The organism is Nonomuraea sp. NPDC049141 (genome assembly GCF_040648415.1).
In the GTDB taxonomy this organism is placed as follows: Bacteria; Actinomycetota; Actinomycetes; order Streptosporangiales; family Streptosporangiaceae; genus Nonomuraea.
This window is the reverse complement of sequence record NZ_JBEZDR010000016.1, coordinates 1-15,145: the sequence shown is the minus strand read 5'-3', so window position 1 is coordinate 15,145 and position 15,145 is coordinate 1. Positions and strand designations below refer to the sequence as shown.

Here is a 15,145-nt window from a genome sequence, read left to right as displayed (position 1 = left end):
TCAGCACCGACTTCGTCCCTCGGCGAGACCGAGGTCAGCGGCAAGGAGAACACATGAAACTCAGGTCGGCAACCGTGGCTGGCATCGGCTCCTGCCTGGCCGTCTCCCTCCTCTCGGCCTGCGGTGGCGGCGCCTCCGGCACCGCGGCCACCAACGGCGGCGGCTCCCCCGTGGTGGGTGTCGACTACCCGCGCTCCGACACCGACTTCTGGAATTCCTACATCAAGTACACCCCCGAATACGCCAAGCAGCTCGGCCTGGACATCAAGACCACCAACTCCCAGAACGACGTCGCCAAGCTGACCGCCAACGCGCAGACGTTCATGAGTCAGGGCGTGAAGGGCGTCGCGATGGCACCTCAGGACACCGCCGCCATCGCCCCGACCCTCCAGCAACTCGCCGCGAAGAAGATCCCCGTCGTCACCGTCGACACCCGACCCGACACCGGAGACGTCTACATGGTCGTCCGGGCCGACAACCGCGCGTACGGCGAGAAGGCCTGCCAGTTCCTCGGCACCAAACTCAGCGGCAAGGGCAAAGTCGTCATGCTGCAGGGCGACCTCGCCTCGGTCAACGGCCGCGACCGCACCGAGGCCTTCAACGACTGCATGAAGAAGAACTACCCCGGCATCAAGGTCTTCGGGGAGGCCACGAACTGGGACGGCGCGATCGCCGCGCAGAAGCTGCAGACGGACCTGATCGCCAACCCCGACATCAAGGGCGTCTACATGCAGTCGAGCTTCGCGCTCGCCGGGACGCTGCAGGTGCTGCAACAGCGAGGCCTGCTGGTGAAGCCGGATGACCCCAAGCACGTCTACGTCGTCTCCAACGACGGCATCCCAGAGGAGCTCAAGGCCATCGCCGAGGGCAAGGTCGACGCGACCGTCTCGCAGCCGGCCGACCTCTACGCCAAGTACGCCCTGCACTACCTCAAAGCCGCGATCGACGGCAAGACGTTCCAGCCGGGCCCGACCGACCACGACAGCACCATCATCCAGGTCCGCCCGGGCCTGCTGGAGGACCAGCTCTCGGCCCCGCTAGTCACCTCAGACGGCGAAACCTACGGCGGCGTCAAGAGCCTGAAGAGCGACGACAAGTCCCTGTGGGGCAACAACCTCGGCTGATCGGAAGCCGGCGAGAGAAGGAAGGCGGCTGATATGGGCGATCGGGAGCCGGCGACGAGCTCCGGTCCAGCCCCGAGCGGCGGCGGGTGGCCCCCGGCTGGGCCACCCGTCGCCGAGGCGGCGGAGATCACCAAGCGGTTCGGTTCGACGTTGGCGCTCGACGGCGCCGGGATCACGATCATGCCGGGTGAGACACACGCGCTCGTGGGGCGCAATGGAGCCGGCAAGTCGACCCTGGTGTCGATCCTGACCGGTCTGCAGGCACCGGATGAAGGGGCGCTGACCTTCGGCGGGCAGCCCGCGCCACGGCTCGCCGACCGCGACGCCTGGCGGCAGCGAGTGGCCTGCGTTTACCAGAAATCGACGATCATCCCCGAGCTGACGGTCGCCGAGAACCTGTGCCTCAACCGGTACAGCCGGGGCCGCGCCGGACTGATCAGCTGGCGCATGCTCCGCCGCCAAGCCCGGGAACTGCTGGAGAGCTGGTCGGTGGACGTGAGCGCCGGAACCAGGGCGGGAGACCTCACCATCGAGCAACGGCAGTTCGTCGAGATCGCCAGAGCGCTGTCGTTCGGCGCGCGCTTCATCATCCTCGACGAGCCGACGGCCCAACTGGACGCCGCTGCGATCGCCCGGCTCTTCGACCGTATCCGTGATCTCCAGCAGCAGGGCGTCACCTTCCTCTTCATCAGTCACCACCTGCAGGAGATCTATGAAATCTGCGACATGGTGACGGTCTTCCGGGACGCGCGCCACATCCTCACCGCGCCCGTGGAGCGGCTGCCGCGCGCGGAATTGGTCGCGGCGATGACCGGCGAGGCCGCTGCGGCCGCGGCACAGCACGGGCATGAAGCCGCGCACCGGCCCGGCGGGGAGCACGTGCTCAGGGTCGATGCCCTGTCCGCGGAGGGCGCGTACGACGATGTGTCGTTCCAGGTCCGCGTGGGTGAGATCGTCGGTCTGGCCGGCGCGGCGGGCAGTGGCCGTACCGAGGTGGCCGAGACGGTCGTCGGCCTGCGCACTGCCGGCGCGGGCGCCGTAGAGATCGCCGGACAGCGCCCACGGCCCGGCAGCGTGTCCGCCGCCCTGGCGGCCGGAGCCGGGTTCGTCCCGCAGGACCGCCATGACCAGGGCTTCGTGCCCGAGATGTCCATCGCGGACAACAGCACGCTGACGATTCCCGAGCGGCTCGGACCGTCGGGATTCATCAGCGGGCCTCGCCGGGACGCCCTCGCCCGCTCCATGATCAAGCGGCTGGCGATCAAAACTCCCGGGCACGAGGTGCCGGTCTCCGGACTCTCGGGAGGCAACCAGCAGAAAGTCGTCATGGCTCGGGCGATGGCCAACGACCCACGGCTGCTTGTCCTCATCAACCCGACCGCCGGCGTCGACGTGCGGTCCAAGGAATTCCTCCTCGGCAAGGTCGAGGAGATCGTCCAGTCGGGCACGGGCGCGCTCATCGCGTCCGACGAGCTGGACGACCTGCGAATGTGCGACCGCGTCCTGGTGATGTTCAAGGGCCGCGTGGTCGCCGAGATGGCCAGTGGCTGGCACGACCACGACCTCGTGGCCGCGATGGAAGGAGTGGACCTCGATGCATGAGACCGCGACCGCGAACGCGGACGCCACCCCCGGCACACCGGGAGCCGACTCGCCCTCGGCCGACGGCACCCGGCGCCGGATCGCCTTCGCCCGCTTGCGCGATCTGGCGCTCATCCCCGCGATCATCGTCATCGGGGTAGTAGGACAGTTCGTCAGCCCGGTATTCCTGCAACCCGACAACATCGTCAACATCCTGCAGACCATGTCGGAGATCGCGATACTCGTCCTCGCGCAGACCATGGTGCTGATCGTCAAGAAGATGGACCTCTCGCTCGAGTCCACCATGGGGCTGGCGCCCGGGGTCGCCGCCTGGCTCACCGTCTCCGCCGGGGCGGGCCACGGTCTCGGCCTCCTTCCGGGTGCCTGGGCGGTTCCCGTCACCATCGCCGTCGGTCTGCTGGTGGGCGCCGCCAACGCGCTGCTCATCATCCGGTTCGGGCTCAACGGCTTCATCGTCACGCTCGGCATGCTCATCGTGCTGCGAGGCATTCTGACCGGGATTTCCGGTGGGCAGACGTTCTTCCAACTGCCCGAATCGATGATGTACCTCGGTACGACCCAGTGGCTCGGCGTCCCCGCCTCCATCTGGATCTGCCTGGCGCTGTTCGCGATCGGGATCGTGGTACTCGGCTTCACCGGCTTCGGCCGGTCGCTGTACGCCATCGGCGGCAACGTGAACGCCGCGAAGGCGGCCGGCATCCGCACCGACCGCGTGCTGTGGATCGTCATCGTCACGGCGAGCGTTCTGGCCGCGCTCAGCGGGTTGCTGCTGTCCGGCCGGCTGGCCTCTGTCGCCTCCGCCCAGGGCAACGGCTACATCTTCACGGTCTTCGCCGCTGCCGTCATCGGCGGCATCAGCCTGAACGGCGGCAAGGGGACGATCTTCGGGGCCTTCACCGGCGTTCTGCTCCTCTACCTGATCCAGAACGTGCTCACCCTCGCGGGCGTCCCCGCCCAGTGGATCGGCGCACTCAACGGCGCGATCATCATCATCGCTCTGGTCATCTCCCGCATCACCGGAGGAAAGGTCCAAGAATGACCAGGGGGATGGTTCAGCGCATCACCGGTGGCGGTTCGGCTCGATGCGCTTTTGCGGCGCCTGCCGCCCTCAAGGGTGCTGAACGTGCAAGATGTCGATGAGCAGTGGCTTCAGATGGGAGGGGCAACGAGGAATGACGGATTTCCTGTTGCGTCGCGAGGTCATCAGGTACGGGTGAGGGCGCTGCAGTCGGATCCCACTACGCCTTTCTGACTTGACCTGGAGTTCGCTCCAGCACCCAGGCTCTCTCTCGGGCCCGGATACGGCGGGCCGGACTGGAGAGACGGCATGAAATATCGAACGATAGGCACCGACTCAACGACTCGCCGTGAGGTGAGCGTGCTCGCCCTCGGCGCGATGCTGTTCGGCTCGGTGACCGATGAGAAGACGTCCTTCGCCATCCTTGACCGCTATGTCGAGGCCGGCGGGACGTTCATCGACACATCAAACAATTACGCCTTCTGGGTCGACGGCGGCCAAGGCGGCCAGAGCGAGGAACTCCTCGGGCGCTGGCGTCGCAGCCGGGGCATCGGCGACGAGATCGTGATCGCCACCAAGCTGGGGGCGAGGCCGCTCGCGCCCGGCACCAGCTATGCCGGCAACGCCGAGGGGTTGTCCGCCATGGCGATCCGGGAGTCGGCCGAGCGCAGCCGGGAACGGCTCGGCGTGGACAAGATCGACCTACTCTATGCGCACATCGAGGATCGGACAGTGCCGCTCAGCGACACCGTCGAGGGCTTCGGCGAGTTGGTGGCGGAGGGCACGGTTGGGCTGCTCGGCGTGAGCAACCATGCGATCTGGCGGGTGGAGCGGGCCCGCGCCCTCGCCGCTGCGGCGGGGGTTGCGGGGTACGAGGTGCTGCAGTACCAGCACAGCCATCTGCGCCCTCGCTTCGACGTACCCGAATCGATCTTCGAGGACGGTAGCCTCGGGCATGCCGGAGCCGAACTGCTGAGCTACCTACGCGCTGAGCCTGGCCTGACCCTGGTCGCCTACTCGCCGCTGCTAGGTGGCGCTTACACCAGGGAGGATAAGCCGGTGCCGCCGGACTACGACCACCCTGGAACTCCGGCCCGGATGGCGGTGCTGCGCCAGGTCGCCAATGAGAGCGGGGCGAGCGTGAACCAGGTGGTGCTGGCCTGGCAGATCGGCGGCCGGTTCCCGATCATCCCGCTGGCTGGTGCGTCGTCGGTGGCGCAGTTGGAGGAGAACCTCGCCGCGGTGGACCTGGAACTGACCGAGGACCAGCGGGCCCGCCTGGACGCGGTCCACTAATAGAGCACCGTCACCAGCCGAGGACCGCCGGCCTCCTGTATCCGCCGCTGCTCCGCGAGGAACTGGTGTGGTCAGCTTTCGGGGCTCGGCTGGGCGTCAAGCTCGGGCAATGATCGCAGGTCATGAGGCTTTATCAGGCCGACTACGTCCCGCGATGCATGGGACACGAATTGAGTAAGCAGGTAGTCGCTCTCCTTGGCCTTTGCGTCGAACTCCGGTCGTGACAGAGTGGGACGCATTTCATCGATCGTCGCCAGCACGCTTTGGGCGCAGGCCGTCACGGTGTTGTCGCCGGCGATGATCTGGGCGCGGAACAGGGCGTGCCGGGCTGTTCCTTGGGCGCGGTCGCTTTCGGCGCGAGCTTCGTGATAGGTCGGCCCTTGTGGGTCGTCCTGTTGTCTGTACCAACGCGTGATCCGCGCCTGTCTGTACGTGGTTGACGCGACGGCGAAGGCTCCATATGCCTCGATTCGCTCTTGCCGGAGGTTGCGCTCTCGGGACCGCATCTCCATCTGATCTGTCGTGCGGCGTTGCAACCAGTGCGTGACGATGGACCCCAGGAGAGTTCCTACTACGGCGACGGCTCCTGCCAGCACAGCTTCCATGGCCTCATGGCATCACATTCAGTCTCGTCGGTCTGCCGAATGTGCAGGGCTGGGTTACGAGGTGGGTGTACACAGCGTCGATCGCCGCGAGGCATGCCCTTTCACTCCGGGTGTGCCTGGCGGGGCTGCCCCTCCACCACAGGGCGTCCGAGCAGCTTGTCGATGCTGCGGCGTTCGCGTTTGGTGGGACGGCCCGCGCCACGAGCCCGGACGGCCACCGTCACGGCCTCCTCGCGGGGAGGAGGCGGAGGGCTCTTGTCGACGTAGCACTCGGTGGCCACGGCAGCGCCTACGCGCTTGGTGATGACGCGGGAGACGACCACGATGCGTTCGTGCCCATCGTGCCGCAGCCGGACCTCGTCGCCGACCCGTACGGCGTGCGCGGGCTTGACCCGCACCCCGTTGACCCGGACGTGACCGCCTCGGCAGGCGTCGGACGCGATCGAACGAGTCCTGGTGAGCCGCACTGACCAGATCCAGGTGTCCACTCGCGCACTCAGTTGCTCACCTGTCACCCCGCCACTGTACTGAGGCTGCCGCGCCGCCAGCAGGCCAGCACGTCACCGGTGGCGGTTTGGCTCGATGCGCTTTCGTGGCGCTTGCTGCATCCACATGGCGTCGCGGGCCAGGCGGGAGAGGAGGCGTTTGAGCGTGGTGGTGTCCTCCTCGCTCCAGTCGGCGAGCATCGTGTCGACATGCTGCTGGGCCTGCAGCATGATCCGCTCTCCGATCTCCCGGCCTCGGGGAGTCAGCGCGAGCAGTGTGCTGCGTTCGTCGGAGGGCTCGCGCACCCGTACGATGAGGCCCGCCTCGTCCAGGCGGTGGGCGATCTTGGAGAGGTTCGCCCGTCCTGTGCCCAGGGCCTCCGCCAGTTCGCTGGGGCGCATCGCCCCTCGATAACTGAGCTGGTTGACGACGAGGAACATCGACACGTCGTTCACGGGGAAGTCGACAGCGGCCATGACGGTCAGCCGCAGGGTGAGACTGTCGGCCCAGTGGATGATCGAAGCCAAGGAGACCCGCAGGTCGAGAGGGTCCGGCGCGATGGCGGGTGACAGGTCGATGTCCGGATCGTCCAGCTCGTAGCGTTGTACGCGCGCCACGATGTGCCTCCCCTATGGCCTTGCATAGTTCGTACTCGGCGAAAGCCTATGTGCTGGCGGTGCAGGCGCGGGCGACCGGTCAGGGCACGTGGTTGCCTGTGACGAGTCCGGTCGCCGCGCGGCCGGTTCAGCTTGTTGTCGCTTCCGTTGTCGCTTCCTGCAGCAGCCGCACCGGTCCGAGCAGCCCGTGGTCGTGCACTGTCGTCTTCTGCGTCTCGTTGCCGCCGGTGAAGCCCGCGATCACGTCACGGATGGCGTCGTAGTAGCCACGGGCGAGCAGCCGGTTGTTCAGCGAGCTGGAAACGCGGACCGTCACCCGGTTCTGGCCCGGCTGCAGGTCGCCGGTGACGTCCACCTGCGGGCAGGACGTGTCGAAGCCCTTGACCGCGCCCTGGTTGACCTGGACACAGCCCAAGGCGCCTGCAGTCGATCCGAGGTCGAGCAGGTACCTGGTTCCTTCGGCCGGGGCCTGGTCGAGAGCGAAAGTGGTGGTGTACTCGCCGACGCCGCTGACCTCGGGCCCCACCTCGGGGAGGTCTTTCCATGGCCGCAGGGGGCCGTGGCCGGCGTCGAGGCGGGTGATGGCCGTGGTGGGGCGCTCCTCGCGGGTCTCATAGCCGAGCCCGCGGTCCTCGGAGATCACTTCCAGGCCGCCGGCGTCCCAGCTCTCGACCGCGATCGTCCACTGGGGGATCTCCTGCGACGGCTCGGCCGTGACGGGATCGGATCCCGTCGGCTGCGACGCTGCGCGGTCGAGAGTGAACAGCGCCGTCTCACCTGGGGCCAGGGTTACGGTGACGATCGTCCGGCCCGCTTCGTGCCGTACGCCGCGATGGGGCCGGATGTCGCCGGTCCAGGCGTCGATCCGGTGTACGGCCGCGGTACCCGGAAGAGCGACCTCGACGGTGGTCGGCTCGCCGGTCTCGTAGAGGAAGTGGTAGAGGTACAGGTGCAGCAGGTCACCGTCCTCGCGCAGGTGGCTCAGGACATTGTGGTTGCCGGTGGCGAACTCGGCGCGTCCGGAGATGCCGAGGTCACGCAACGCCTGGAGGCTATGGGCGGGATCGTGCACCTCGGCGACGTTCGGGCACGCGCGCAGGTGCGCCATCGTCTGGGCGAGTTCCTCATCGCGGCCGTCCAGGCCCGGGGTGCGGGCCGCCGCCTGGTGATGGGTGGTGTGCTGGCCGGCGGTGAGCCATTTGAGTTCGCGGGCGCCGTTGACGATGACAAGCTTCAGACCCTGGCGCGCCCACTCCAGAAGCTCGGCCGCAACGTCCGCGTCCAGCGTCTCCTGGTAGACGATGAGCGCCTGGTAGCCGGGTCCGTCGGGCTGGACGAGCCCGCCGGTGAACGACACCTCATCGCGCAGCAGCAGCGATCCGTCGAAGAACTCGTACGTCCATCCGGCGTCCTGCATGCCCAGGTCCTGCCACCAGTGGTTCTGGCGGTCGCGCATCCACATGCGCCCGTAGGCGTCCTCGTCCGGGATACGACGGCCCTCCGAGTCCACCAGGGCCAGGCCGCTGGTGTTGTCGGTGAAGTGGTCGGTACGCAGGATCCCGACGTCGATCCGCGGCCTGCCCTGACGCAGGACGGCCTGGAATCGGCCGATCGCCTTGTTCCACAGGGGATAGAACTCGGCCGCGGGCTGCCGGGTGTCAAACCGCTCGGAGAACATCGGCCACATGCCCTCGTGCCCCGGCCACTGGGTGACGCCCTCGGCGCCGGCCGTGCTCGCCCAGCCGTGCAGCACGGTCTTGGTGATCCCGGCCGCCAGCTGGGTGGCGATGATCTGGTCGTAGAAGCGGTGGTCGAGGATGTGGTTGCGGGTGGTCGCGCCGGTCTCGGAGGAGTACTGCTTGCCGAACAGGTGGGCCGGCCCCGCCATCAGCCGGTACGCGTCGATCTGCGCCCCGAACTCCAGGGACTCGGTCTCGATGCCGTCCACCTCCGGCCCCGGCCGGGTGAGCTCGAACGGCAGCCCGTAGCTGATCTCGGAGCGCAGCGTGATCCCATTGTCGTGCAGGAATGTGGCGAACGGGCGCAGCATGTTCTCGATGTAGAGGTCGGTGAGCGTACGCACGTAGTCGAAGCGCACCTTCTCGACGGTGACGCGGTGCTCCTCGCGTACGTCGTAGTGATATGCCGTACTGACCGCCATGAACGGCACACTGCGCAGCAGGAAGGGCAGCCAGACCGTGATGTCGTAGCCGCGGCGGGCACGGAACTCCTCGGCGAAGGTACGCCCCCAGAACAGGCCGCCGGCGCCGTAGGTCGACAGCTCCAGGGAGTCCATGTACATCTGCACCCGCGGGTTGCGGCTGATCTGCTCGCGCAGCTCGGGGGTGAGCACGACCGAGGTCCAGTAGTCGATGACCGCCTCGACGCCGTCCCGGTCCAGGTAGTTGACGGTGTAGTTGACCGACGCCGAGGGCGAGGCGGTCTGCCCGGTGCCGTGCATCCACAAGACGAACAGTCGCCACGGGCCGTCGTCCGGGGCGCGCCACTCCAGCGTCTCGTCCCGTACCTGGTCGGTGAGGTCGACGACGGATTGAAGGTCGAGCGTGGTGGCTTCCAACACCCGCGCGGCCACGACGGCCACCAGATGCTGCTCGGTCACCTTGCCGCGATGACCGGGTAGCTGAGTCACGGGCGCCTCGGCGTCGAGGTCCACGCGCGGGAGCAGGCCGCTGCGCGAGCCGGCGGGCCCGAGGTCCTCGGTCACCACGTCGAGCTCCTGGGCGGCGGCCGGGTGATCGGGCGTGATGGTGGGCAGGTTCGCGTTCGCCCAGTTCGTGCCGGAGGTGAAGCTCACCGCCATGTTCCGCCTGGTCGTCTCGTTCACCACCACGTGGGAGTCGTGCGTCCACTCCTCCGAGCCCCAGCCGTAACGGGCATGGTCGATGCCGGCCTCGTCCATGGCGAGGAACTCCATCCCGCCGAACCCGAGCCGGTGCGCGGTGTCGACCTCGCGCAACAGCGTCTCGTCGGTGTGCAGGCCTTCTGCCAGCCACCATCGGACCTCAGGCCGGAACTCGATGGGCGGGTCGGTGACCAGGCGGGTGAGGTCGTCAAGTGACATGAGTACCCCTTCAAGATTGCATCGATTTAACTCGTTCTGCGGGCGCCGTTGGGTCCGACACTAGGCCCGTGCTGCGCGCAAAAGCAATGTCGTGAGGAAACTATAAATGTTGGCGTGGGCGGCTTCCTGCCGTGACTGGGTCCGGCGAGCCTCGCGACCCCTGTGCGATAGCCTCAGGCGCCAGGCGCCGCCATGCCTCGCACCCTCGCCCGTGATCGCCCCTTTTCGCGCATTGAGTTTAAAACGATTCACATCTTCGGGGCTCCCGAGCTTCCGATTCTCTTGGCCGAACGAGGCCGCCAGCGAGCTGCCCGACAGCGCTCGCCTTTTGTCCTGCCATGCCCCTCCGTCGCGCGACGGAGGGCGGTCGCGGACGGCGCCGGCCACCCCGTCCGGCCTCCGAACCTTCTTGCATGTTCTATGACATACGGCATAAGTTACTCATCGGTAGCGTCGAATGAAGGTCGGTGGCGGTGTGAGTCCCCGTAAAAGCGACAGCCGGGAGCGGATGGTCCTCAGCGCCGCCACCCTGCTGCGCGAGTACGGCGCCGGCGCGACGAGCATCGACCGTGTCCTCGCGCACAGCGGCGCTCCGCGCGGGTCGGTCTACCACCACTTCCCAGGCGGACGCGCCCAGTTGATCGACGAGGCGGTGACGCTGGCCGGCGACTACGTCGCGGGCCTCATCGACGCCGCAACGCGGGCCGACGACGTACTGGAGGCCCTCGACACGTTCTTCGCCCTGTGGCGGGACCGGCTGGTGGAGAGCGACTTCCGGGCGGGCTGCCCGATCGTGGCGGTAGCCGTGGAGACCAACGACGACGCCCCGCAACTCGCCCGCTCCGCCGCCGAGGTCTTCGCCCGCTGGCGAGAGGCACTGACCGGCCTGTTCCTCCAGAACGGCCTGCCCGAGGGGCGAAGCAGGAGGCTGGCCGCCTTCGTCATCGCCGCGGTCGAGGGCGCCGTGATCATGTGCCGAGCCGAACGCGGCATCGCCCCTCTGGACGACGCCGCCGCCGAGATCCACGACCTGCTGGTCCACGCCCTGAGGGACCGGCCCGACCCTGACCCCGGTCACGGCACCCGTCCGTGACCGCCCAACTCCGGTCACGGCACCCGTCCGTGACCGCCCAGCCCGAGGGAGCCGCGCCATGCCCGTACTCGACCGCCAGGACGACGTCTTCGTCCTCGACCTCGGCGACGGCGAGAACCGATTCCACCCCGACTGGATAGCCGCCGTCGATGCCGCCCTGGACGAGGTGGAGAAGGCGGACGGGCCGCGCGCCCTGGTGACCGCCGCGACGGGAAAGTTCTACTCCACCGGGCTCGACCTGGACTGGTACTTCGCCCATCCGGACCAGCACCAGGATTACGTGACCTCGGTGCACGCGCTCTTCGCGCGGCTGCTGTCCCTGCCGGTGGCCACCGTGGCAGCGCTGCAGGGGCACACCTTCGCCGCCGCCGCCATGTTCTCGCTGGCCCACGACTTCCGTGTGATGCGCGCCGACCGCGGCTTCTGGTGCCTGCCCGAGGCTGGCATCAACATCCCCTTCACACCCGGCATGTCCGCCCTCATCCAGTCCCGTCTGACGCCGCAGACCGCCCACGAGGCCATGCTCACCGCCCGCCGCTACGGCGGCCATGACGCCGTGGCCGCCAGCATCGTCGACCACGCCGTCGACGAGAACGCCGTACGGACGACCGCCGTCGAGATAGCCCAGGCCCAGGCGCCCAAGGCGGGTGACACCCTCGCCACCATTAGAACCCGCATGTACGCACCTGTCCTGGCCGCCCTGCGCGACACGACCAGCCTCATGGGCTGACACCGTACCCGCCACGGCCGACGCGGAGACGAGAGCATGACCCACTCGGCCGGCACCACCCCCACCTGGCACAAGCCCGTGCCCTCTCGCATCGAAAGCCTTCAAGGCTGACCGTCAACCCGACGGCTCTATTAGCACCACCGCAAGGAGCAATCCGTGTCCACGACCGACTTCACCGCTCTGTCGGGCCTCGAACTGATGCGCCGGATACAGTCCGTGCGGCCGACCGAAACCGACATCCCTTCGATCAGCAGGCTGCTCGGCATGCGGTTCGACGAAGTGGAGCACGGCCGCATCGTCATCTCGCTCGACACCCGGCCGGACTTCGCCAACCCCCTCGGCACCGTCCACGGCGGCATCGCGGCCACCCTCCTGGACTCCGTCATGGGGTGCGCGGTCCACACGACCCTCCCCGCGGGTGTCGGCTACACGACCCTCGAACTCAAGGTCAACTACATCCGGGCAGCCCACACCGGCGGCCAGACGCTCACCGCCGAGGGGAACGTCATCCACGCCGGCCGCCGTACCGCCACAGCAGAAGGCAAGGTCCTGGACGACCAGGGGAAACTGGTCGCCCACGCCACCACCACCTGTCTCATTATCGGAGGCAGCGACTGACCGTGGTTCGGAGCCTTGGTTCGGAGCCTTGGTTCACGCCGCAGGGCGAGCGTGCCGGAGGACACCGCTGCCGTACACGACCCGCACGGTGATCGTCAGGACGGTGACCGCGAGCGGTACCAGAGCCGCCGTGGGGGAGAAGAGGAGCGCCGCCACGATGCCGCTGTACCCCTGCTGCGGCGCCTGACCCCGAACATGGGGTTCTCGTTAAGAGTCGTACGGCGATGCGGGAAGTCTTCGCGACAGCGCGCGAGGGCTTCCCGGTGATCAGACGTCGAACTCGCCGTGGGTCGCTCCGTGCAGGAACGCCGTCCACTCATCGCGCGTGAAGATCAATGCAGGTCCGGTTGGGTTATTGCTGTCACGCACGGCTACGACGTTCGGGATATTGGTTGCCACTTCGACGCACTGGCCGGTATCGCCACTGGCGGTCGCCTTACGCCACTCCGCTTGCTCCAGGTTCACTTCGACCATTTCCTTATCGCATCCCCTATTGCCCGTTGTGACACTGTTTGCGAGTGAGCATCCGCTCTGATGGTGTCATATCTCAGCTTGATTTGTGCTACGGCGTCATGATCCCCAGTGACATGGCCGGACAGGATCGAGTCCGCCGACACCACCTCGGTTCCGTCACGGAGGCGTGCCAGGGCGAATGCACTCACCATGCCAACCACGCAGCCTGCTGCGACTGGCACCAATTGGATGGTGATTCGCGGGTGCTGCGTCAGTTCGTGTAGGTAGTGGAGCTGCTTCAGGAGGACTGCCGGCCCTCCGATGGGGCGATCGAGCACACTCTCGTCGACCAGGGCCAGGAACGTCGGAGGCGCCGGACCTTCGAAGATCTGCATGCGTCGCGTGCGCGCTTGAACCCGTTCCTCCACTCGGTCGGGAGGAGACGTTGTGGAGAAGAGCGCTCGCGCGTACTCCGGGGTCTGGAGTAGCCCTGGCACCAGGAGCGGATCCCACGACTGAAGGATGACCGCCTGCGGCTCTATCTCCTCCACCCAGCGTGCAAACCAACCGAGGGCGGGTGAATGGGCGATTTGCCTATATAGCTTTGCGAAATGCCCGTCAAGCCCGAAAGCCTGATCGGCCGCTTCGGCGAACTCCAGTGTGGGCGTCCGGCGCCCTCGTTCGACGTGGCTGATGAGGGAGGTATGGCATCGCATACGGGCGCTTAGTGATATTTGGGAAAGCTTCGCCTTCTTCCGGTAGTGCTCCAGATTGGAGGCGAAGCGCGCCCGCGGTGACATCTGATCGCTGTTGCCGGTATCCACCCTGCCCTCCGATCATCACGCTCTGCCGCTCATGGAATATCCAGGGCCGCAGCAATAGAACGACGGATGTGCGACAGATAATACAGGCTTTGCGTCTTCTTTTGTCATCCAGTTTCGTGAAGTGGAGGCTCTACCGGCCGCCAATATTGCTCATGCTTGGGTTCCACGCAACAGCGAAAGACGGAGCTTTCGTCGCATGCGGTGAACGGATTTCCAGGCCCATGGAGGTGGTCGACGAGATGGACGCGCATTGCTCAGCTCGTGGAGAGGTCGTCCGGCCCGTACATCCGGATCTTGATCGGCAAGAGAAAGGGGGCGCAGGCCATGAGCGGGAGATGTTGCCGACGCCGACCCAAGCGGGTGTGGATCCACACGACCGTCTCCGGGAGCGCGATATGGACGGAGCGGCGAAGGAAATGGCGAATCGACACAACTGCATAGAGCTACCCGCTTTTCCGGTATCTGTGTCGATTGCGCGTAGACATGTTGTGCGTGTGCTGAAGGGGTGGGGTCGCGAAGAGCTGGTTGACGACGCCCAGCTCATCATCAGCGAGCTCGTGACAAACGGCATAAAAGCCGTCGAGCCAAGCGAACATTCCCATGGAGAAGAAATCGGGATGTTCGCCTGGTGTGATCGACACGTGTGGATCGGCCTCCATCGGACGGTCCATGACGTGGTCATAGAGGTGTGGGATCCCAGTCGCAAGCCGCCGAAAATCAGCCACCCCAACGCGTCGGAAGAGGGCGGACGAGGGCTGCAGGTGGTCGACAAGACAGCCGCATGCTGGGGTTATCGATGGCCGAGCACAGGCGGGAAGATCGTCTGGGCCGCACTGAAGATCAACCAAGGGTCTGGAGCGCTGGATGAGCCGCGTTGAGGCCGTGGCCAACGAGAAGCGCGCGGCTGACGCCCCGGCTCCCCCCGAATGTCTGGAGACGAAGACATGGCCCTGCCCTGGACTCTCTCCACACCCACCCCACCGGACAGACAGCCCGAAGACCCTCCTGGAGTGGACCACGGATAAGCCGTCCCGCTACCGGATCCTCGACTACACCTGCTCATGCGGCGCGGTCGTTTACGAACTCCTGGCCTGCGGCGGCAACTATCGGATCCGCCGCACGAACCAGGCATTATCTCCTGGTGAGACATACGCCGGCCCGTGGCGCCGCCAGGTAGCGGAACGCACGTGGGCGCTGATCCTCTCGGGCGAGGCCAGCTTATGTTCGTGTCTCACCTCCGAAGCGTCCAGTAAGGCCGGTGAACGCCACCACGCCCCCTTTGGTATTCGCAGAGCAACCCCGCTACGGGGAACCTATGGTCGCTCGGGCCGTTTCGATGAAGCTCTTCAGCCGGTCACGGAACACCTGATGGGCGGTGTCGAAGCGTGAACGCGGTTCAGGGGCGCCTTGTGCGATGTACTACAGCGCTCCGTTGGCGTCCGTGGCCGCATGTTTGACGGCTTCTGCCTTCGCAGCGACGGCTTCTGGCCCTTCGAGGAGAACCCAGGGCTCCGGCGTAGTGGAGTTTTGTCCGGTTTCTCGATCATGTGAGGTTGAGGACGGTGAGCGTGCGGGTGGCGTCGCGCGAGATGTGGCG

Annotated in this window: 15 protein-coding genes; 8 read left to right on the top strand and 7 right to left on the bottom strand. The window is 66.8% G+C overall.

The genetic code is table 11. The annotated features are described in order from the left end of the window. Nucleotides 1-53 precede the first annotated feature (53 nt). From AB0B91_RS40055 to AB0B91_RS40040, 4 genes are all read left to right on the top strand, one after another. Nucleotides 54-1,124: a sugar ABC transporter substrate-binding protein gene (locus tag AB0B91_RS40055; RefSeq protein WP_358331527.1), complete on the top strand. Its 1,071-nt coding sequence runs from the start codon at nucleotides 54-56 to the stop codon at nucleotides 1,122-1,124. A 33-nt stretch (nucleotides 1,125-1,157) separates the two neighbouring features. Further along, nucleotides 1,158-2,726 (top strand): sugar ABC transporter ATP-binding protein, encoded by a 1,569-nt coding sequence (locus AB0B91_RS40050; RefSeq protein WP_358331524.1) that lies wholly within the window; start codon nucleotides 1,158-1,160, stop codon nucleotides 2,724-2,726. Next, the gene (locus tag AB0B91_RS40045; protein ID WP_358331521.1) at nucleotides 2,719-3,765 is read left to right on the top strand and encodes an ABC transporter permease; all 1,047 of its coding nucleotides are present in this window, start codon (nucleotides 2,719-2,721) and stop codon (nucleotides 3,763-3,765) included. Before AB0B91_RS40050 ends, AB0B91_RS40045 begins: the two co-directional genes overlap by 8 nt. A gap of 288 nt (nucleotides 3,766-4,053) precedes the next feature. Next, a complete protein-coding gene (locus AB0B91_RS40040; protein ID WP_358331518.1) occupies nucleotides 4,054-5,040 on the top strand; it encodes an aldo/keto reductase in 987 nt (328 codons plus the stop codon). Nucleotides 5,041-5,111: 71 nt separating this feature from the next. Here the strand turns inward: AB0B91_RS40040 and AB0B91_RS40035 are convergent, their stop codons facing one another. The 4 genes from AB0B91_RS40035 to AB0B91_RS40020 form a co-directional block, all read right to left on the bottom strand. Beyond that, the gene (locus tag AB0B91_RS40035) at nucleotides 5,112-5,645 is read right to left on the bottom strand and encodes a hypothetical protein (RefSeq protein ID WP_358331515.1); all 534 of its coding nucleotides are present in this window, start codon (nucleotides 5,643-5,645) and stop codon (nucleotides 5,112-5,114) included. A gap of 101 nt (nucleotides 5,646-5,746) precedes the next feature. Next, nucleotides 5,747-6,160: an RNA-binding S4 domain-containing protein gene (locus AB0B91_RS40030; RefSeq protein WP_358331512.1), complete on the bottom strand. Its 414-nt coding sequence runs from the start codon at nucleotides 6,158-6,160 to the stop codon at nucleotides 5,747-5,749. Nucleotides 6,161-6,205: 45 nt separating this feature from the next. Further along, nucleotides 6,206-6,748, bottom strand: a complete 543-nt coding sequence (locus tag AB0B91_RS40025; RefSeq protein WP_358331509.1) for a MarR family transcriptional regulator — start codon at nucleotides 6,746-6,748, stop codon at nucleotides 6,206-6,208. Between the two features lie 127 nt (nucleotides 6,749-6,875). Further along, nucleotides 6,876-9,830 (bottom strand): glycosyl hydrolase, encoded by a 2,955-nt coding sequence (locus AB0B91_RS40020; protein ID WP_358331506.1) that lies wholly within the window; start codon nucleotides 9,828-9,830, stop codon nucleotides 6,876-6,878. A gap of 475 nt (nucleotides 9,831-10,305) precedes the next feature. Here AB0B91_RS40020 and AB0B91_RS40015 point away from each other — a divergent pair, with 475 nt between their 5' ends. From AB0B91_RS40015 to AB0B91_RS40005, 3 genes are all read left to right on the top strand, one after another. Then, entirely contained in the window at nucleotides 10,306-10,923 is a 618-nt protein-coding gene (locus AB0B91_RS40015) for a TetR/AcrR family transcriptional regulator (RefSeq protein WP_358331503.1), read from the top strand. Nucleotides 10,924-10,981: 58 nt separating this feature from the next. Next, nucleotides 10,982-11,653 (top strand): enoyl-CoA hydratase-related protein, encoded by a 672-nt coding sequence (locus AB0B91_RS40010; protein ID WP_358331500.1) that lies wholly within the window; start codon nucleotides 10,982-10,984, stop codon nucleotides 11,651-11,653. A 156-nt stretch (nucleotides 11,654-11,809) separates the two neighbouring features. Then, nucleotides 11,810-12,271, top strand: coding sequence for a PaaI family thioesterase (locus AB0B91_RS40005; protein WP_358331497.1), 462 nt, complete (start codon nucleotides 11,810-11,812; stop codon nucleotides 12,269-12,271). Nucleotides 12,272-12,304: 33 nt separating this feature from the next. Here the strand turns inward: AB0B91_RS40005 and AB0B91_RS40000 are convergent, their stop codons facing one another. The 3 genes from AB0B91_RS40000 to AB0B91_RS39990 all read right to left on the bottom strand — a co-directional run bounded on the left by AB0B91_RS40000 (nucleotide 12,305) and on the right by AB0B91_RS39990 (nucleotide 13,548). Further along, nucleotides 12,305-12,427, bottom strand: a complete 123-nt coding sequence (locus AB0B91_RS40000) for a hypothetical protein (RefSeq protein WP_358331494.1) — start codon at nucleotides 12,425-12,427, stop codon at nucleotides 12,305-12,307. A 111-nt stretch (nucleotides 12,428-12,538) separates the two neighbouring features. Further along, a complete protein-coding gene (locus tag AB0B91_RS39995) occupies nucleotides 12,539-12,745 on the bottom strand; it encodes a DUF397 domain-containing protein (protein WP_358331491.1) in 207 nt (68 codons plus the stop codon). Beyond that, nucleotides 12,733-13,548 (bottom strand): helix-turn-helix transcriptional regulator, encoded by an 816-nt coding sequence (locus AB0B91_RS39990; RefSeq protein ID WP_358331488.1) that lies wholly within the window; start codon nucleotides 13,546-13,548, stop codon nucleotides 12,733-12,735. The genes AB0B91_RS39995 and AB0B91_RS39990 overlap by 13 nt, the downstream gene beginning before the upstream one ends. Before the next feature lie 221 nt (nucleotides 13,549-13,769). On the opposite strand from AB0B91_RS39990, the gene AB0B91_RS39985 reads away from it, so the two are divergent. Beyond that, complete coding sequence (locus AB0B91_RS39985; RefSeq protein ID WP_358331485.1) at nucleotides 13,770-14,426, top strand: ATP-binding protein; 657 nt, start codon at nucleotides 13,770-13,772, stop codon at nucleotides 14,424-14,426. The last annotated feature ends 719 nt before the right edge of the window (nucleotides 14,427-15,145 follow it).